Below are 18,166 nucleotides of genomic sequence, written 5' to 3'. Positions count from 1 at the left end.
CCTTTGCAGCATGCAAATTCAAGTTATAAAATCTAAAATTCATCGTGTAAAAGTAACTGGAGCTGATTTAAATTACATCGGCAGTATTACTATTGACGAAACATTACTAGAGGCTTCAAATATTATTGAAGGCGAAAAAGTATCTATTGTAAACATCAATAATGGCGAACGTTTTGAAACTTACGCAATTAAGGGAGAAAGAAATTCAGGTGATATTACGCTGAATGGCCCCGCTGCAAGAAAAGTTCAAAAAGACGATATTATCATTATCATTTCATATGCAACCCTGGATTTTGAAGAAGCAAAAACCTTCAAACCATGGATCATTTTCCCGAATGAAGATAACAATTCGCTAACCTAAGTTTTCCTTTTACACCTTATTATCTCCTGTTTGTCAAAAATTATTTTGTCAAATAAGATTTCTATTGCCTGAAACGATCTGGATTTCAGACACAAACCTTCATTGCTTTTTTAAATCCCCAAACAACAAAAAAGCAAATAAAATGTTATATTGCTACATTATTTCAATACTTTTTAATTCACTGAAATGCCACAAATCATGAAAAAAGTTTACCTACTATTGACTTTAATTTCTATGTCTGTCTTCTCACAGAAAAAATTCGACAACATTAAATCTGAAAAACTGGGAGAAGAAAGAAGAATAACCATCGGACTTCCTGCTTCTTACGAAGCGAATCCGGAGAAAAAATATCCAGTTTTATATTTATTGGATGGAGATTATTTATTCGACCCTTTTTCAGGAGCGATAAGTTATGGTTCGTATTGGGGCGATTTACCCGAAATGATTATCATTGGCGTACATCAAAATAAAGATGAAGAACGATATGACGACACAACAATTGACCAAAATACAGGGTTGCCTTTTGAGAAAGGTTCAGAATTTTTCGAATTTATTGGGGGTGAATTACTTCCTTACATCGAAAAAAAATATCGCACTTCGCCTTTCAGAATTATTGCCGGTCATGATGTAACAGCAAGTTTTATCAATTTTTATTTATACAAGGAAGAACCGCTTTTTAATGCCTATATCTGTTTAAGCCCTGAACTTGCTCCTAAAATGGAAGTTCGAATTCCGGAAAAATTTGCTAAAGTAAAAGAACCTTTATTCTATTATTTATCTGCTGCTGAAGGTGATATTAAAAAAATCAAAGAACCAATAGAAAAGCTGGACAGCAATATTAAAATCGCAAATAACCCGTTAGTGAATTATAAATATGATGTATTTAAAAACACAACGCATTATACAGAAGTTTTACACTCCATTCCTAGTGCTTTGTATCAAATTTTCGAAATATACAGACCAATAAATTCAGCAGAATTTAACGAAAAGATTTCCATTCTTCAGTCTGGTTATGCCGATTATTTGGAAAACAAATACAACGAAATGTCTAAAGTTTTAGGTGTTCAGATTCCGGTGAGAATGAGTGATTTTAAAGTAATCGAAAATCTTATTCTGAAAAGAAATGCTTATGATGAATTAGGCAAAATGGCCGAAATTGGAAATGTAAATTATCCAAAAGCCATGTTGGGAGAATATGAATTAGGATTGATGTACGAGAAAATGGGTGATCCGAAACGAGCTTCGAAAAAATATCAAAATGCTTCGCAAATGGAGCCAATTGGCGATTTGAACAAGGATTTGATGTATGAGAAAATCGACGAAATGAATACACTTGCCAAAAAACCAAAATAATGTCTAAAGTTAAAACTTCTTTTTTTTGCCAGAATTGCGGAACCCAATATGCCAAATGGCAAGGACAATGCAATGCCTGCAAAGAATGGAATACTATTGCCGAAGAAATCATTCAGAAACAGGAAAAAGTTGCCTGGAAAAGTGAACCCACTTCCGGCACCAAAGCTCCACGCCCTTTAAAAATCAACGAAATTGATTCGGCTCAGGAAATCCGAATGGATACAACTGATGGTGAATTAAATCGTGTTTTAGGAGGTGGAATTGTGCCAGGATCTTTAACGCTTTTAGGAGGAGAACCCGGAATTGGAAAAAGTACACTTTTGCTTCAGATTTCTTTAAAATTACCCTATAAAACACTTTATGTTTCTGGTGAAGAAAGTCAGAAGCAAATAAAAATGCGTGCCGAAAGAATCACGCCAAATAGCGACAATTGCTATATCCTCACGGAGACAAAAACGCAAAATATCTTCAAACAAATTGAAGCCATTCAGCCAGAAATCGTCATTATCGATTCTATTCAGACTTTACACACTGATTACATTGAATCAACTGCAGGAAGTATTTCTCAAATTAGAGAAACTACCGCTGAACTTATAAAATTTGCAAAAGAGACTAATATTCCAGTTATTTTAATCGGACATATTACGAAAGACGGAAATATCGCCGGACCAAAGATTCTTGAACATATGGTCGATACCGTTTTGCAATTTGAAGGTGATCGAAATCATGTTTACCGAATATTACGTTCCTTAAAAAACCGTTTTGGTTCAACTGCCGAATTGGGAATTTATGAAATGTTAGGAAGCGGTTTACGAGAAGTGAGCAATCCTTCTGAAATATTGATTTCGCACAAAGACGAAGAAATGTCCGGAACTGCGATTGCCACGACAATGGAAGGTATGCGTCCGTTAATGATCGAAATACAATCGTTGGTGAGCACAGCCGTTTACGGAACACCGCAGCGAAGCACAACAGGCTACAACGCCAAAAGACTTAACATGATCTTGGCTGTTTTAGAAAAAAGAGCCGGATTTCGTTTAGGTGCCAAAGACGTTTTCCTTAATGTAACTGGCGGAATTTCCGTTGATGACCCTGCGATCGATTTGGCTGTTGTTGCTGCTATTTTGTCGTCTAACGAAGATATTCCGGTAACAAAAGGCTTTTGTTTTGCCGGAGAAGTTGGCTTATCAGGCGAAATTCGTCCTGTAAATCGTGTAGACCAACGCATTCAGGAAGCTGAAAAATTAGGATTCAACACTATCTTTGTATCCAAGTACAATAAAATTGCCTTAAAAAACACTGGAATCAAAATTGAGCTTGTGGCGAAAATTGAAGATGTTGCCAGTATTTTATTTGGGTAATATATCAACCCTACTTTATGAAAATACCACAACAAAAAATATACAAAGCACTCCTGATACTTGCCTTGGTATTAGCAGTGCTTTTTTCAGGATTTTACTTTTTTCGTAATTCCCTTTTAAAACAAGCCATTGCCAAAGTTACCCACAAAATGGCTGTCGATTACAACAGTGATTTTTCGATAAAATCTGCATCATTTGATGGATTATCAGGAATTAAGTTAACCAATGTAATTCTGGTTCCAAAAAACGCCGATACGCTTTTTAATATTGAAAAAATCGAAACTAGTATCAGTTTATCGAATTTATTGATTGGTGATGTTCAGGTTGGAACTTTAAAAATTAACAAAGGCTATATTCAATTAGTTAAAAAAGGAAAAGTACGCAATTTTGATGCTTTTTTGAAAAGAGATAAATCAGATTCGGATACCAATGAAAAACGCAAATACGCCACTTTTGCATATCGAATTATCTCAAAATTACTGAATTTGGTTCCGACCGACATGAATTTGGAAAACCTGATTTTCAAAATTGATGACAACGGTAAAAAAACATCAATCGCGATCAGCAAACTTGTTTTAGACAACAAACAGCTTGAAACCAACCTTCATGTTCAGGCGAAAGATTTCGATCAGCGCTGGAACATTAAAGGTTTTGCAGATCCGAGAAACAAAAAAGCGGATATTCGATTTTTCAATTTAGATACCGGAGCGATTCGCGTCCCTTATTTAGATGAACGCTACAACTTTAAAGCGAGTTTTGATTCGATTCGTCTAAATGTCGAAAACATCGAAAAAGACGGCAGCGAATTACACATTGACGGTTATACTTCGATTACGAATTTAAAAATCAATCACCCGAAAATCGCCAGCAAAGATGTTGTCATTAAAAATGCCCGTTTTGATTATCGCTTTTTATTGGGAGATGATTTTATTTCGATTGACAGCACATCGACAATGCAATTGAATAAAATAAAGGTAAAACCATACGTTTCTTATAATACCGAAAAAGATACTGTTTATACTTTGAAAGTTAATATTCCGAAAATGAAGGCGCAGGATTTTATCGTTTCATTGCCTGATGGATTGTTTACGCATTTTCAAGGAATGGAAGCGACCGGCAATTTCGACTATAAATTGGATTTCAAATTCAATAAAAACAAACCAAATACACTTGTTTTTGATAGTAAAATGAACAAGGAAGATTTAAGAATCACGAAATACGGGGAAGCCAACCTGAATAAACTTAATGGAGAATTTGTCTATCGTGCGATTATTCAAAATGTTCAGCAACGCCCAATTTTGGTTGGAAATGCGAATCCAAATTACACGCCTTTAGACCAAATTTCGCCTTATTTGAGAAAATGTGTATTGACGACTGAAGATCCGTCTTTCTTTTCGCATCGCGGTTTTATTAATGAGGCTTTCAAACAATCAATTCTTAAAAATATCAGAACCAAAAAATTCTCACGCGGTGCCAGTACCATCAGCATGCAGTTGATCAAAAACGTCTTTTTAACCCGGGAAAAAACACTTTCGCGAAAGCTGGAAGAAATTCTGTTGGTTTATATTTTAGAAAACAATAGAATTGCCAGTAAAGAAAGAATGCTCGAAGTATATTTCAACATCATCGAGTGGGGACCAAATGTGTACGGAATTGGAGAAGCAAGCCATTTCTATTTCCAAAAACCTCCATCAGCCTTAAATGTTGATGAGTGTTTGTATTTGGCTACTATTATTCCAAAGCCTCGAAAATTCATGTATCAATTTAATGAACAAGGAAATTTGAAAGATTACGCTGTAAAAAATCAGAAATTCTTAAAGAACTTGATGTTTAGAAGAGGACTTTTAATGCCGGAAGATACGATTGGCCAATTGCCGGTTTATATTTCTGGAAATGCTCGCTCTTTAATAAAAATTAAAGCTCCGGATTCGACTGCAGTTCCAATTGATTCATTAGCAACAGATGATGAATTTGAGTTGTAAAGATTTGCCACAAAGGCACTAAGACACAAAGATTTTATTCTCGTGTTTGTCATTTAAACATAGGGAAAATCCCTGCAAGTAATTCCGCAATTATACTCCAATCTTTGTCGAGCTTCTTGCGGGGATTTCTCCTTCGTCGAAATGACATACTGTGTCGTTAATCTCAATTTTTAAAACATAAAGAACAATCTAAAAAACGCGCAAAGTCGCAAAGTTTTTCATTTTTAAATAAAAAACTTTGCGACTTCGTGACTTTGTGGTAATAACCCCTTAAGGCGCCGGATCAGGAATAATAGCCTGAACTTTCTCGATCTCATTAAGGATTTCTTTTGAAAGAACGACATCAATTGTATCGATGTTTTCTTTTAATTGTTCCAAAGTGGTAGCGCCAATAATCGCGCTGGTTAGAAAAGGCTGCTGCAATACAAAAGCCATTGCCATTTGCGTTAATGTCAAGCCGTGTTTAAGAGCAATTTCGTGATATAATTTGGTCGCTTCTGTACATTGTGCACTATTGTAACGTGTGTATTGCGGAAAAAGATTGATTCTCGCATTCGGATGCGCTTCTCCAGTTAAAAATTTTCCTGTTAAGGTTCCGAAACCTAATGGAGAATACGCAAGTAACCCCACATTTTCATGTTTTGAAACTTCGGCTGAACCCACTTCAAAAAGGCGGTTCAATAAGTTATACGGATTTTGAATTGTTTTGATTCTTGGTAAATTTTGATATTTACTTTCTTCCAACAAACGCATCATTCCCCAGGCATTTTCATTTGAAACACCAATATGTTTTATTTTTCCTTCTTTGATTAAGCTGTCAAAAGTCTCCAAAACTTCTCTGAAATTATCTTCCCACGCATCCTCATGACCTTTGAAAGCTCTTTGCCCAAAAGTATTGGTTTTACGTTCCGGCCAATGCATTTGATACAAATCGATATAATCCGTTTGAAGGCGTTGTAAGCTATTATCCAACGCAAATTTGATACTTGCCGGTGAGAAATCAAGTTTTTCACGCATATAGCCAAAATTGGCATTTGGACCCGCAATTTTTGAAGCCAAAATTACTTTTTCGCGATTTCCTGATTTTTTAAACCAAGTTCCGATGATTTTCTCCGTGCTTCCGTACGTTGCTTCACTTGCCGGAACAGAATACATTTCGGCAGTATCGAAAAAATTAACGCCTCTTTCAAGCGCATAATCCATTTGGGCGTGTCCTTCTGCTTCACTATTTTGTTGCCCGAAAGTCATGGTTCCGAGACAGATTTTACTAACTTTTATATCGGTGTTGGGTAAAGTTGTGTAGATCATTTTTTTTAAAGGTTCAAAGTTGCAGAGGTTCAAAGGTACAAAGGTAATTTTCAAATGAAAATTTTACAGAAGTTAAAAAAAGAATAAGGTTTCAAACCTTGCAAAAAAAAGGCCCAAAGTTAAAAACTCTGAGCCTTTGCATCTTTGAACCTATGTACCTTAATTTATGCTATTAAGCATCTCAGCAATCTCATCTAATCTTGGAGTTAAGATGATTTCGATTCTTCTGTTTTTAGCTTTTCCTTCAGGCGTTGCGTTACTAGCCAACGGAGAGAATTCACTACGACCTGCAGCCGTTAAATTCTGTTTGTTGATTTTTTTATTTTCGCCTAAAATATTTACAATTGCAGTCGCTCTTTTAGTTGATAAGTCCCAGTTATCTGCGATTGGTCCTGAACCTGCATATGGATCGTCATCTGTATGTCCTTCAATTAACACTGAAAGATCAGGATTATCACCCAATACTTTTCCTAACTCCACAACTGCTTTTCTACCTTCAACACCAACAGCCCAGCTTCCTGAATTGAAAAGCAATTTGTTTTCCATAGAAACATACACTTTCCCGTTTTTTTGTTCTACTGTCAAACCTTTTCCTTCAAAACCGTTTAAAGCTTTAGATAAAGTTTCTTTCAATTTTTTCATTGCCGCTTCTTTCGCAGCGATCATGGCTTCAAGTTCGTTTAAGCGACTTGCGGTTTTGTCTAAACGCGCTTGTTCTTCGGCTAATTTTTTTGATTTTGCCTCTAATTGCGCTAACAATTCACGGTTTTTAGCCATATTGCTTTCTAACGCATCGTTGCTGTTTTTCTCTAATGCATTGTAAGAGTCCTGTAAAACTTTGAACTTTTTTTGTTCAGCAGCTAAATTGGATTTTTGTTTTGCAAGATCGTCTTTTGTATCAGCTAAATCTTTGGTTAATTTATCACGATCTAATTCTAATTGATTTTTTGCCTTTTGCAAATCGGCATTTTCATCAGAAATTGAGCGGTTTTCCTTTTTAAGATCTGAATATTTTGATTCAAGATCGTTGTAAATTTTCTTAGATACACATGAAGTCATAGACATTGCTACAACTAGTAATCCTACTGAGGCCTTTTTAATCATTTTTACTTTTTGGTTTTTGGAGGGTATTAATAATTCTCTTGTAAATTCCAAAATTTAAATTCCAAATTCCAACATGCTTCATTTGAATTAAATTTTAAATCATTCTTCCTTCAACAAGAACAATACCAGTTTTACTCAATTTCGACTAAAACCGGACAATGATCTGAGTGTATGGCATCCGGAAGAATCACGGCGCGTTTTAATCTGTGTTCCATAGAGTCGCTTACCAGATTATAATCGATACGCCAGCCTTTGTTATTTCCTCGGGCTCCGGCACGGTAGCTCCACCATGAATAATGATGCGGATCTTTGTTGAAATGACGGAAACTGTCGATAAACCCGGACTTCATAAAACCGTCAAGCCAGGCACGTTCCTGAGGTAAAAATCCAGAAACCGTTTTATTACGAACCGGATCATGAATATCAATAGCTTCGTGGCAAATGTTGTAATCGCCGCAAATAATCAGGTTTGGAATGGTTACTTTCAATTCGTTGATGTAGTTTTGAAAGTCATCCATAAACATAAATTTATGGTCTAATCTCTCAATATTTGTTCCTGACGGAAGGTATAAACTCATTACGGAACAATCGTCAAAATCGGCACGAAGATTACGACCTTCAAAATCCATGTGATGAATTCCGGTTCCGAAAACGACATTGTTTGGTTTTATTTTAGAAAGGATAGCAACACCGCTATACCCTTTTTTTGTTGCGGGATAATAATATTGATACGGATAACCTGCGGCCGTAATAACGTCGACCGGAATTTGTTCCTGAGTCGCTTTTATTTCCTGAAGGCAAATTACATCTGGATTTGCTTGTTGCAGCCATTCGATAAAACCTTTGGTTATTGCTGCACGAATTCCGTTAACATTATAAGAAATAATTTTCATCAGTGTATTTTTTTTAGGAATCCAAATGTAATAAAAAAGTGGAAAGTTTGCGTTTGAATCAACGAAAAGTAGAGTTTTTTGTTATCTTTGTTCGCTGCTCTAATAAATTAAAAATAGTACATGGGTTTAGTTACCGCGAAAGAAGTTGCAAAGGCAATAAATGTTGATAAGTACGGAGTTTTCGGTACTTTTTCAGGCTGGATTCTTATGAAGGTTCTTAAGATCTCTACCCTTAATAAAATTTACGATCATAATAAACATTTAGAGGATGTTGCGTTTTTAAACGGGATTTTGGATGAGATGGAAATCAAATTTGAAATTCCTGAAGAAGATTTAAAACGTTTACCTAAAGACGGCGCTTATATTACCATATCAAATCATCCGCTTGGAGGAATTGATGGTGTTTTGCTTTTGAAATTGATGTTGGAAAGAGAACCTAATTTCAAAATCATCGCCAACTTTTTATTACACCGAATTGTTCCGCTTAAAAAATACATCATGCCGGTTAATCCTTTTGAAAATCATAAGGATGCCAAATCGAGCGTGGTGGGAATCAAAGAAACTTTACGCCATTTAAGTGATGGAAAACCTTTGGGGATTTTCCCTGCCGGGGAAGTTTCGACATATAAAGATGGGAAATTAGTAGTTGATAAACCTTGGGAAGAAGGTGCTTTGAAGTTAATCCGAAAAGCAAAAGTTCCGGTTGTACCAATCTATTTTCACGCTAAAAACAGTAAATTATTTTATTGGCTTTCTAAAATCGATGATACTTTACGTACTGCAAAATTACCATCGGAGTTATTGACACAAAAAGACCGTGTTATTAAAGTTCGTATTGGTAAACCGATTTCTGTAAACGAGCAAAACGAACTCCAGTCTTTTGAAGAATATTCAGAATTCTTAAGAAAGAAAACGTATATGCTTGCAAATCCTTTTGAAAAGGACAGCAAACTAATTGATACAGCAAGTTTAAAAATACCAAAAGCACCAAAGAAAATTGTAACGCCGGCAAGCGAATCTAAAATGATTGCTGAAGTTGATGCTTTAAGAAACAGTGATTGCCGTTTGTTGCAAAGTAAAAACTACGAAGTATTTTTTGCTACAGCGAAATCCGTTCCGAATATTTTGCATGAAATTGGTCGTCTACGCGAAATTACTTTTCGCGAAGTTGGCGAAGGGACAAATGAATCTATCGACTTAGATAAATTTGACCAATATTATCACCATATGTTTTTGTGGGATGATGAAACCAAGAAAATTGCAGGTGCTTATCGTATGGGATTAGGTTCTGAAATTTATCCAAAATACGGAATTGAAGGCTTTTACCTGAATGATCTTTTTAGATTCGAGCCAGAATTACACGATATGATGCATAAATCGATTGAAATGGGTCGTGCCTTTATCGTAAAAGAGTATCAGCAAAAACCAATGCCTTTGTTCTTGTTATGGAAAGGAATTATTCATACAACATTGCGTTATCCTGAACATAAATATTTATTAGGCGGCGTAAGTATCAGCAATCAATTCTCTGATTTCTCTAAATCATTGATGATTGAGTTCATGAAATCAAATTATTACGATCCATATATTGCACAATATATTCACCCGAAAAAAGCTTATAAAGTAAAACTGAAAGATGCTGACAAGGATTTTATTTTTGATGAAGCTGAATCAGACTTAAATAAATTTGATAAAATCATTGACGAATTAGAACCAGGAAATCTACGTTTGCCTGTATTGATTAAGAAATACATCAAACAAAATGCTCGTGTTGTAGCTTTTAACGTTGATCCTTTGTTTAATAACGCGATTGATGGCTTAATGTACATTAGAATTGCAGATATTCCGGAAAGCACTATGAAACCCGTTATTGAAGAATTTCAAATAGAATTAGAACGCAAATTATCTGAGAAAGAAGATTAATTACGATTGAAATAAAAAACAAAATCCCATCCGCCGAAGCGAATGGGATTTTTTTATGTTTTAGAACCAGCCTTTTTTACCAACCTGATAAGTCTGATAAAATTCTTCGTCTGATTTTAGCAGGTATAGAATACCCTCAACAATACCTATTATAGCGCCTATTCCGCAGAAAAAAGTCAAGATAATTTGAATAACACCTTCTTTGGTATATCCTAAATAAAATTTATGAATTCCCAAGTAGCCTAATAAAATTGCAAAAATTCCGGCAACAATCTTTTTGTTTTCTATTTCAGATTGTGGAGGACGATTCCAATGTTCAGTTTTTGTATTCTCCATTTTTATTTACTTTTAAGTTAATAATAATATTGTACAAATGCAGCTGAAACCTACTCTTCAAAAAAGCCCACACAAGAAGAAAGCCTGAAAACTATTTATCTACAACCATTGTTCTTGCTGCTAAATCATGAAGCGTTCTTTTATCCTGATTCATTAATGAAGTCAAAAATATAAGTGGGAAAAAAGAGCAAATTCCTTTTATAAGATTTCTTAAAATTACATTGTAAGCCAAAATTGATGGTCCTTCTTCAAAGTCAACTGTTTTTATTGATAGTGCCATTTTCCCTATAGACGAACCCTTCAATAAAAAATCACAAGTCATAAAATATGCGAATCCAATTAGAATTAAAAACCCTGTTCCTCCAGGAACTGCATAAATCAACGATAATAATATTGCATAGATAATCGCAAAATCAATGGCATACGCGCCCATTCTTTTTCCGAAATCACAAGGTTCAAGACCTAATCTTGTATTTTCTTCGTGAGAAAGATTTCCTAGTTTATTTCTCGTATCGTATTCGTTTTGTGCCAAAACCGCTCCCGGCAAATAAGAGGTATTACAGAAAAAACAGCTTAATTCATCTCCTAAATCTCTCATTTTAAGCAACGGAATAAAGAATATATGAAAATATTGTTTGTAATTTTTTAGTTTGTAACTTTCCTGCCTTCTACAATTCGGGCAATCAAATTTTCCGGATTTTACTGTACTTCCAACTGTTTTACTTCCAAATATAATCATGCTATTCTTTAATTAATGGGTTAAGTTTTAATTGTTTTTGGGAAATTTTAGTGAAAACGTTTAATAATTTAACTAAAATCTGAAACAATATTATTAAAAATTAACTTTATAAACTAATTAAATTTTAATTGTAAAGAAAACCCTCGTTATAAAGTTCGCTATCTACCGTAAACCGCTTTAATTTTATCTACAATAACCTGAGCTAAACGTTCATGACTTTCAAAAGTCCATCCTGCGATGTGTGGCGTTAGCAGCACATTTTTTGCTTCAAGCAGATATTGAAAAGCCTCGGGCGTATTTTTATCCTGAAAAAGTGTTTCGAAAGATAATTTCTCATACTCTAAAACATCTAAACCAGCCCCTAAAACCTTTTTAGACTTCATTGCTTCAACCAAATCTGCGGTAACAATATTTTTTCCACGTGAAGTGTTTATTACCCAAAATGGCTTCGCAAATGCGTTTATAAAATCAGCATTTACCATTTTATCTGTTTCCGGTGTCCAAGGAAGATGTAAGCTCAGCACATCAGCTCTTTTTTGCAATTCGGCCAAAGAAACTTGTTTTGCATTTTCGTCACCTACATTATCCAGAATATCATAAAACAAAACTTCTACATCAAAACCGCGAAGTTTTTTTGCAAAAGCTTTTCCCATATTTCCATAACCGATAATCCCAACCGTTTTCCCATCGAGTTCGTGGCCGCGATTACTTTCCCTGTTCCATTGTCCTCCTTTTATTTCAGCATCCGACTGATTTAAATTGTTAAAAAGTGACAAAATCATACCCAGAGAGTGTTCTGCAACAGCGTTGCGATTACCTTCCGGAGCAGCAATTAAATGTATTCCTTTAGCCTCGGCATAGTCACAATCAATACTTTCTAAACCCGCGCCAACTCTGGCAATAAACTGTAAATTGGATGATTTATCCAAAAAGGTTTTATCGATTTTAAAACGGCTTCGAATTACGATTCCATTATAATCATGGATTTTAGCTTCTATTTCTTCTTTTGAAGATTTAAAATCGGCGTGATTTTCAAAACCGGCATCTTCTAATTGTTGCCATAAAATTGGATTATTGCTATCGATATGTAGAATTTTTACGCTCATTGTATTAAATTTATAAGACAAAAATACAGCTTATTTCTTTTTTAATCTCGCAAAGTCGCAGAGACGCAAAGAAAAATGACTTAAGAAAAACTTAACTTGGGCGACTTCGCGACTTTGCGAGATTAAAACCAAACGTACAAATCTTAACTTGGGTAGAATTTTTTATTGCCTATATTTTTTTTAACTTTGAAAACAACTCCGCTGAAAATTCTACTCGGTTCACCTTCAAATCAGCACAAATTCTCTCAAATGATCTTAACTAAAACTTTTAATGACTTTTTTGACAACGAAAAATCAGGAGGACTCTTATTACTTTTTGTTACGATTCTTTCTATTTTTCTGGCGAACTCTTCATTTCAGACAAATTATATTGCATTTTGGGAATCAGATTTAGGCGGACATTCGATTACACATTGGATCAATGATGGATTGATGACTATTTTCTTTCTATTAATTGGTTTAGAACTTGAACGCGAAATTTATCATGGAGAATTATCCAATATAAAAAATGCCTCGTTACCCATCTTGGCTGCTTTTGGCGGAATGCTGGTTCCTGCCGGAATATTTTTAGCCTTAAACTTTGGAACTGCCACTCAAAACGGAGCCGGAATACCGATGGCGACAGACATTGCATTTGCAATTGGAATTTTATCCCTTTTAGGAAACAAAGTCCCAACTTCATTAAAAATATTTCTGACTGCACTGGCCGTTATTGACGATTTAGGCGCCATCATAGTTATTGCCGTATTTTATACTGCCTCCATTTCATTTATAAACCTTGGTATCGCGTTAGGAATTTGGTTAATCCTTTTTATCTTGAACCGAATGAAAATCCAAAACCTGATTCCGTATTTAATTGGCGGTGTAATCATGTGGTATTTTATGCTGAATTCCGGTGTTCATGCAACTATTACAGGAGTAATTCTAGCTTTTGTAATTCCGTTTGGAGCTGGCGGAGAAGAATCAACTTCATACAAACTCCAACATTTATTACACAAACCAGTGGCATTCCTGATTTTGCCATTGTTTGCCATTGCAAATACCTGCATAGCCATAGGTTCTGATTGGCATGAAGGCTTGAATCACCCCAATACTTTCGGAATTATTTTGGGATTAGTGATCGGGAAACCTTTAGGAATTTTACTTTTCTCGTTTATTGGTGTAAGTGCAGGTCTTTGTTCTCTGCCAAAAAGTTTAAAATGGCCCCATGTGATGGGCGCCGGAATGTTAGGCGGAATTGGCTTTACAATGTCAATTTTCATTACCATTTTGGCTTTTAAAGATCCTGAAACGATTGTTTTTTCAAAGATTGCCATTTTGATTGCTTCAGTACTTTCCGGAATCTTTGGGTTTGTTTATTTGAAGTATATTTTAAAAAAAACCAAAAAATAATTTGCTTCGCCTGATCGCTAACGCTCGTTTCCAAATTCCATAACAACATCATAACTACCTTTAAAACTTACTTATTATGATTGCACGAATCTGGCACGGAAAAACAAAAATTGAAGATTATGAAACCTACACCGATTTCATTATAAAAACCGCCATTCCTGATTACTCAAAAACAACTGGTTTTATCAAATTATCTTTTTTAAGAAACATCAAAAACAACGAAGGGCATTTTACTCTTATAACTTATTGGGAGAATCTCGAAGTCATTAAAAATTTTGCCGGTGATGATTTTGAGAAAGCCAAATATTATCCTGAAGATGATGACTTCCTTTTAGAATTTGAAGAGAAAGTGGAGCATTTTGAAGTGTTTGCATAAAATAAAATTCCAATCCCAAAGCGTCGGGATAAATTCCAAATTCCAACTTTCTGCAATATTTTCATTACGGAATTTCTAGTGTGATTTCTCTCCCGAAGCCTCGGGATCGAAATGACAAAACCAGATTAAAAACAAAAATTCCAAACCCCAACAAAACTGGAATTTGGATTTTTTATATTACAATTTCTTTTAAAACCTAACCTTTAATCTGTTTCAAAGAAGTTTTTATTCCTTTAATCAAAGAAGAACTGAAGCCATTGTGTTCCATTTCGTTCAAACCAACGATTGTACAACCCTGAGGTGTCGTTACACGGTCGATTAATTGTTCCGGATGTACCTTCTCCTCTAATAACATTTTTGCAGCTCCTTTTACAGTTTGTGCTGCAATTGCTAAAGCTGTCTGTGAATCAAAACCAATTTCGATTCCGGCTTGCATTGAGGCACGTATATATCTTAAGGCATAAGCTGTTCCGCACGCTCCAAGAACTGTTGCTGCATCCATTAATTTTTCATCGATAATCGGAGCCGTTCCCAAATCTTGGAACAAATCTACAATTGGCATCGCTTCTTCACGATCTGTTTCAGGAAAAGAAATACAAGTTGCCGATTCTCCAAACTGCGCTGCAATATTCGGCATAATTCTAACTACCGGAAATTCGTTATATGTTTTTGACTGAAGCATGTCCAAAGACAAACCACTAACTGCCGAAGCTATAGTTTTCCCTTTTATTACCGGTAAGATTTCAGCAAAAACAGTATCTACCTGATATGGTTTTATGGTTAAAATCACCACATCAGCTTCCTGAATATTGTGTTTATTATCGTTAGAAACTGTTATTCCGTATTCAGCTAAATATTGAATACTCGCTGTGTTTCTTCTCGTTACTGTAACCGTATTATTTTTCGAGAACTTGGCAATTCCCAAGGCAATAGAAACCCCAAGATTCCCACCTCCAATTATATGTACTTTCATTGCTTATGTATTGTCTGGTTAATAGCATATTTTCAATCCGCAAATTACATAGATTTTGAGGATCTTAAATCACTGTAATCTATTAATTTGTGGCAAAAATTTAAAATCCTAAAATGATTCTTGCTACTCCAAAATAGAGCATGATTCCAAAAACGTCATTGGTTGTAGTGATAAACGGACCTGTTGCAATCGCGGGATCAATTTTATTTTTATGAAGAAATAGCGGTACTAAAGTTCCAAGAGTTGCAGCAAATAAAATCACTACAATCATAGAAATCGAAATGGCAATTCCCACCAAATATTGCTGATACATAATCGAGTGAAACCCTAACAAAAGCAACGATATAATACTTCCCGAAATCATGGAAACGGTAATTTCTTTTGTGAAATAACCACGACTAAACTCTTTTAAAGTACCGTTTGCCAAACCTTGCACTACAATTGCTGATGCCTGAACCCCAATATTTCCAGCAGTTGCTGATAATAAGGGCACGAAAATAAACAAAGTTGAATATTTTTGAAAAAGACCTTCATTTCCTTTCAAAACAAATGAAGCTACGATTTCAATTACCATCCCGATTAAAAGCCAAGGCAAACGCGCCTTAGTCAATTCGAGAACACTATCATTCGTTTCAACGTCCTGGGTAATACCCGCAGCCATTTGATAATCTTTATCAGCTTCGTCCTTGATTACGTCAACGATATCATCAATGGTAATTCTCCCCACCAGACGACCAAGTTCATCAACCACAGGAATTGCCTCTAAATCATACTTTTGCATGATACGCGCTACCTCAACATCTTCGGTATCGACGTTTACAAAATTTAATTTTCGGATATAAATATCACCTATCTGCGTTTTAGTTGAAGTCGTCAATAAATCTTTCAATGATAATCTTCCTTTCAGTCGGTTTTCATCATCAACTACATAAATTGAATGTACTCTGGACACGTTTTCGGCCTGAATACGCATTTCTTTCACACAAGTCAGTACATTCCAGTTTTCATTGACTTTTACCAACTCTTTTCCCATCAAACCACCGGCAGAGTTTTCATCGTAACGCAACAAATCGACAATGTCTTTGGCGTGTTCAACGTCAAGCATTTCAGAGATTACTTCGGCTTTTATTTCCTGCGAAAGTTCACCGATAATATCTGCCGCGTCATTGGTTTCAAGCTCATCAAGCTCTTCTGCAATTTCTTTAGGCGAAAGTCGGCTTAAGATGTTTTCACGCAAGTCATCTTCTAATTCCAGAAGAATCTCTGCTGTTTTATCACTATCTAAAACCCTGAAAATATAAGTTGCTTCGTCGAAATCCATTTCATCGAGGATTTCCGCAATATCGGCGTGGTGCAGATCGTTTAATAAAACTTCAAGTTCCTTGTCGTTTTTTTGAACAATATGCTCTTCTAATTGTAGTATTAATTCTTTGCTAACTTTGAACTCCATCGGCTTCTATTTTTTGAGTCAGTTCAATAAATTCTTCTACACTAAGTTGCTCAGGACGTTTATCAAAGATAGTGTCTAATCGCAATTCATCAGTTAAATTTAATGTTTTCAAACTGTTACGTAATGTTTTTCGTCTTTGCTGAAAAGCAGTTTTCACTACCGTAAAGAACAACTTTTCTCCGCATGGAAGACTGTAGTCTTCTTTTCGGGTCATTTTCATCACACCCGACTTGACCTTGGGCGGAGGAATAAAAACATTTTCGTCAACAGTAAACAAGTACTCAGTAATATAGAAAGCCTGGGCCAATACAGATAAGATTCCGTAAGCCTTTGAGCCTTTTTTCTCGCAAATACGTTCAGCAACTTCTTTTTGGAACATTCCGGAAAACTCAGGAATCTGGTCTCTGAACTCTAATGTTCTGAAAACGATCTGAGTCGAAATATTATAAGGAAAATTCCCGATTATAGCGAATTGTTTGTCTTTGTAAACCTCATTAATATTGTATTTCAGAAAATCCTGTGAGATAATCTGATCTTTTAATTTCGGATAATTTTCACCCAAATACGTCACAGATTCCGTATCAATCTCGATTACGTGCGTATTAATTGGTTTGTCAAGCAAATATTTAGTCAACACACCCATCCCTGGTCCTATTTCTAAAACCTCATCGTATCCTTTTAAGCTTAAAGTATCTGCAATTGCTTTGGCGATACTTTCGTCTTTTAAGAAGTGTTGTCCTAAATGTTTTTTAGCTTTTACTTTTTCCATTTTCTTTTTTAGATTCTTAGATTTTTAGACTTCTTAGATCGTTAGATTTTCCGAAATATCGAATAATCCAAAAATCGAATAATCAAGCAATCTATTTTTTATTTATTTCACGCAACTGCTGAATATCTAACAAATCTTTGGTTCTATTTGCCTTAATTTTACTTGTAATAAGATCTTCTAAAGACAGGACATTCCATTTTAAAAATGTTTTACCATTAACTGTTGTTTCTTCACTATCCTTATAAGCTTCTTCAAAAGTTTTATTCACAGAAAATTTAGTAATCAATTCCAAATCTAAATCAACCGGAGAAAACTTAATTGATATATTTTGTTTCTGTTGTTTTACATCTTCAGGAAAATCTTCAATTTCATATCCCATTTCGTTAAAAACAAACACTAATTTTTTAAAATTTTCATCTGTTGTTTCAATCCAAAAATCAACATCAGCAGAATGTCTTTGATATCCATGAAAATTAACGGCTCCACCGCCAACCATAAGCATTCTAACTTTATATTTATTTGCTAAAGCTATAAACTGATCAATATTCTGGTCCCACAATTTTGACATGTTATTGTGTTTTGATTACAATTATAAAATTGTCTTTATTTTTATCTACTTTATTCTTTACAGGAAATTTACTTATTCTCTCACTTAAACGCAGAAAACTATAGAACCTTTCAGTTTTAGACAACTTCAAAAAATCTTCTTGTTGTTGTTTATTACTTTCCTCTTTTGTTTG

The 18,166-nt window shown here is 34.9% G+C and carries 17 protein-coding genes; 7 read left to right on the top strand and 10 right to left on the bottom strand.

What is annotated here, in order from left to right; genetic code table 11:
• Positions 1-10: 10 nt before the first annotated feature.
• From panD to J2X17_RS18545, 4 genes are all read left to right on the top strand, one after another.
• Positions 11-361, top strand: a complete 351-nt coding sequence (panD, locus tag J2X17_RS18560; RefSeq protein ID WP_310301502.1) for an aspartate 1-decarboxylase — start codon at positions 11-13, stop codon at positions 359-361.
• 198 nt (positions 362-559) lie between these two features.
• Positions 560-1,714, top strand: a complete 1,155-nt coding sequence (locus tag J2X17_RS18555; protein ID WP_310301500.1) for an alpha/beta hydrolase — start codon at positions 560-562, stop codon at positions 1,712-1,714.
• Entirely contained in the window at positions 1,714-3,075 is a 1,362-nt protein-coding gene (radA, locus tag J2X17_RS18550; protein ID WP_310301497.1) for a DNA repair protein RadA, read from the top strand. The genes J2X17_RS18555 and radA overlap by 1 nt, the downstream gene beginning before the upstream one ends.
• 17 nt (positions 3,076-3,092) lie before the next feature.
• Entirely contained in the window at positions 3,093-5,057 is a 1,965-nt protein-coding gene (locus J2X17_RS18545) for a biosynthetic peptidoglycan transglycosylase (RefSeq protein WP_310301493.1), read from the top strand.
• Positions 5,058-5,327: 270 nt separating this feature from the next.
• On the opposite strand, the gene J2X17_RS18540 is transcribed toward J2X17_RS18545, so the two are convergent.
• The 3 genes from J2X17_RS18540 to J2X17_RS18530 form a co-directional block, all read right to left on the bottom strand.
• A complete protein-coding gene (locus tag J2X17_RS18540) occupies positions 5,328-6,365 on the bottom strand; it encodes an NADP(H)-dependent aldo-keto reductase (RefSeq protein WP_310301489.1) in 1,038 nt (345 codons plus the stop codon).
• 159 nt (positions 6,366-6,524) lie between these two features.
• Positions 6,525-7,469 carry an OmpA family protein gene (locus J2X17_RS18535; RefSeq protein WP_310301486.1) on the bottom strand — a complete coding sequence of 315 codons (945 nt, stop codon included), beginning with the start codon at positions 7,467-7,469 and terminating at the stop codon, positions 6,525-6,527.
• Between the two features lie 131 nt (positions 7,470-7,600).
• Positions 7,601-8,362 (bottom strand): exodeoxyribonuclease III, encoded by a 762-nt coding sequence (locus J2X17_RS18530; protein ID WP_310301483.1) that lies wholly within the window; start codon positions 8,360-8,362, stop codon positions 7,601-7,603.
• Between the two features lie 120 nt (positions 8,363-8,482).
• Between J2X17_RS18530 and J2X17_RS18525 the strand changes: the two genes are divergently transcribed.
• Positions 8,483-10,285, top strand: coding sequence for a GNAT family N-acyltransferase (locus J2X17_RS18525; protein ID WP_310301480.1), 1,803 nt, complete (start codon positions 8,483-8,485; stop codon positions 10,283-10,285).
• A 60-nt stretch (positions 10,286-10,345) separates the two neighbouring features.
• Here J2X17_RS18525 and J2X17_RS18520 read toward each other — a convergent pair whose 3' ends face one another.
• The 3 genes from J2X17_RS18520 to J2X17_RS18510 all read right to left on the bottom strand — a co-directional run bounded on the left by J2X17_RS18520 (position 10,346) and on the right by J2X17_RS18510 (position 12,466).
• Positions 10,346-10,621 carry a TM2 domain-containing protein gene (locus tag J2X17_RS18520; protein ID WP_310301477.1) on the bottom strand — a complete coding sequence of 92 codons (276 nt, stop codon included), beginning with the start codon at positions 10,619-10,621 and terminating at the stop codon, positions 10,346-10,348.
• A gap of 91 nt (positions 10,622-10,712) precedes the next feature.
• Positions 10,713-11,360, bottom strand: a complete 648-nt coding sequence (locus J2X17_RS18515) for an RDD family protein (protein WP_310301474.1) — start codon at positions 11,358-11,360, stop codon at positions 10,713-10,715.
• 158 nt (positions 11,361-11,518) lie between these two features.
• Positions 11,519-12,466: a 2-hydroxyacid dehydrogenase gene (locus J2X17_RS18510; protein WP_310301471.1), complete on the bottom strand. Its 948-nt coding sequence runs from the start codon at positions 12,464-12,466 to the stop codon at positions 11,519-11,521.
• A gap of 249 nt (positions 12,467-12,715) precedes the next feature.
• On the opposite strand from J2X17_RS18510, the gene nhaA reads away from it, so the two are divergent.
• Both nhaA and J2X17_RS18500 read left to right on the top strand, forming a co-directional pair.
• The gene (nhaA, locus tag J2X17_RS18505) at positions 12,716-13,858 is read left to right on the top strand and encodes a Na+/H+ antiporter NhaA (protein WP_310301469.1); all 1,143 of its coding nucleotides are present in this window, start codon (positions 12,716-12,718) and stop codon (positions 13,856-13,858) included.
• Between the two features lie 76 nt (positions 13,859-13,934).
• Positions 13,935-14,234 carry an antibiotic biosynthesis monooxygenase family protein gene (locus tag J2X17_RS18500; protein WP_310301466.1) on the top strand — a complete coding sequence of 100 codons (300 nt, stop codon included), beginning with the start codon at positions 13,935-13,937 and terminating at the stop codon, positions 14,232-14,234.
• Between the two features lie 196 nt (positions 14,235-14,430).
• Here J2X17_RS18500 and proC read toward each other — a convergent pair whose 3' ends face one another.
• The 4 genes from proC to J2X17_RS18480 all read right to left on the bottom strand — a co-directional run bounded on the left by proC (position 14,431) and on the right by J2X17_RS18480 (position 17,994).
• Entirely contained in the window at positions 14,431-15,207 is a 777-nt protein-coding gene (gene proC / locus J2X17_RS18495) for a pyrroline-5-carboxylate reductase (RefSeq protein ID WP_310301463.1), read from the bottom strand.
• A 100-nt stretch (positions 15,208-15,307) separates the two neighbouring features.
• Positions 15,308-16,657, bottom strand: coding sequence for a magnesium transporter (mgtE, locus tag J2X17_RS18490; RefSeq protein WP_310301460.1), 1,350 nt, complete (start codon positions 16,655-16,657; stop codon positions 15,308-15,310).
• Positions 16,641-17,426 carry a 16S rRNA (adenine(1518)-N(6)/adenine(1519)-N(6))-dimethyltransferase RsmA gene (gene rsmA, locus J2X17_RS18485; RefSeq protein ID WP_310301457.1) on the bottom strand — a complete coding sequence of 262 codons (786 nt, stop codon included), beginning with the start codon at positions 17,424-17,426 and terminating at the stop codon, positions 16,641-16,643. Before rsmA ends, mgtE begins: the two co-directional genes overlap by 17 nt.
• A gap of 91 nt (positions 17,427-17,517) precedes the next feature.
• Entirely contained in the window at positions 17,518-17,994 is a 477-nt protein-coding gene (locus J2X17_RS18480; RefSeq protein ID WP_310301453.1) for a nucleotidyl transferase AbiEii/AbiGii toxin family protein, read from the bottom strand.
• Between the last annotated feature and the right edge of the window lie 172 nt (positions 17,995-18,166).

Source organism: Flavobacterium aquidurense (assembly GCF_031458035.1).
GTDB lineage: Bacteria > Bacteroidota > Bacteroidia > Flavobacteriales > Flavobacteriaceae > Flavobacterium > Flavobacterium aquidurense_C.
Note: the sequence above shows the minus strand (reverse complement) of the source record. Positions and strands in the feature narration are given on the sequence as shown.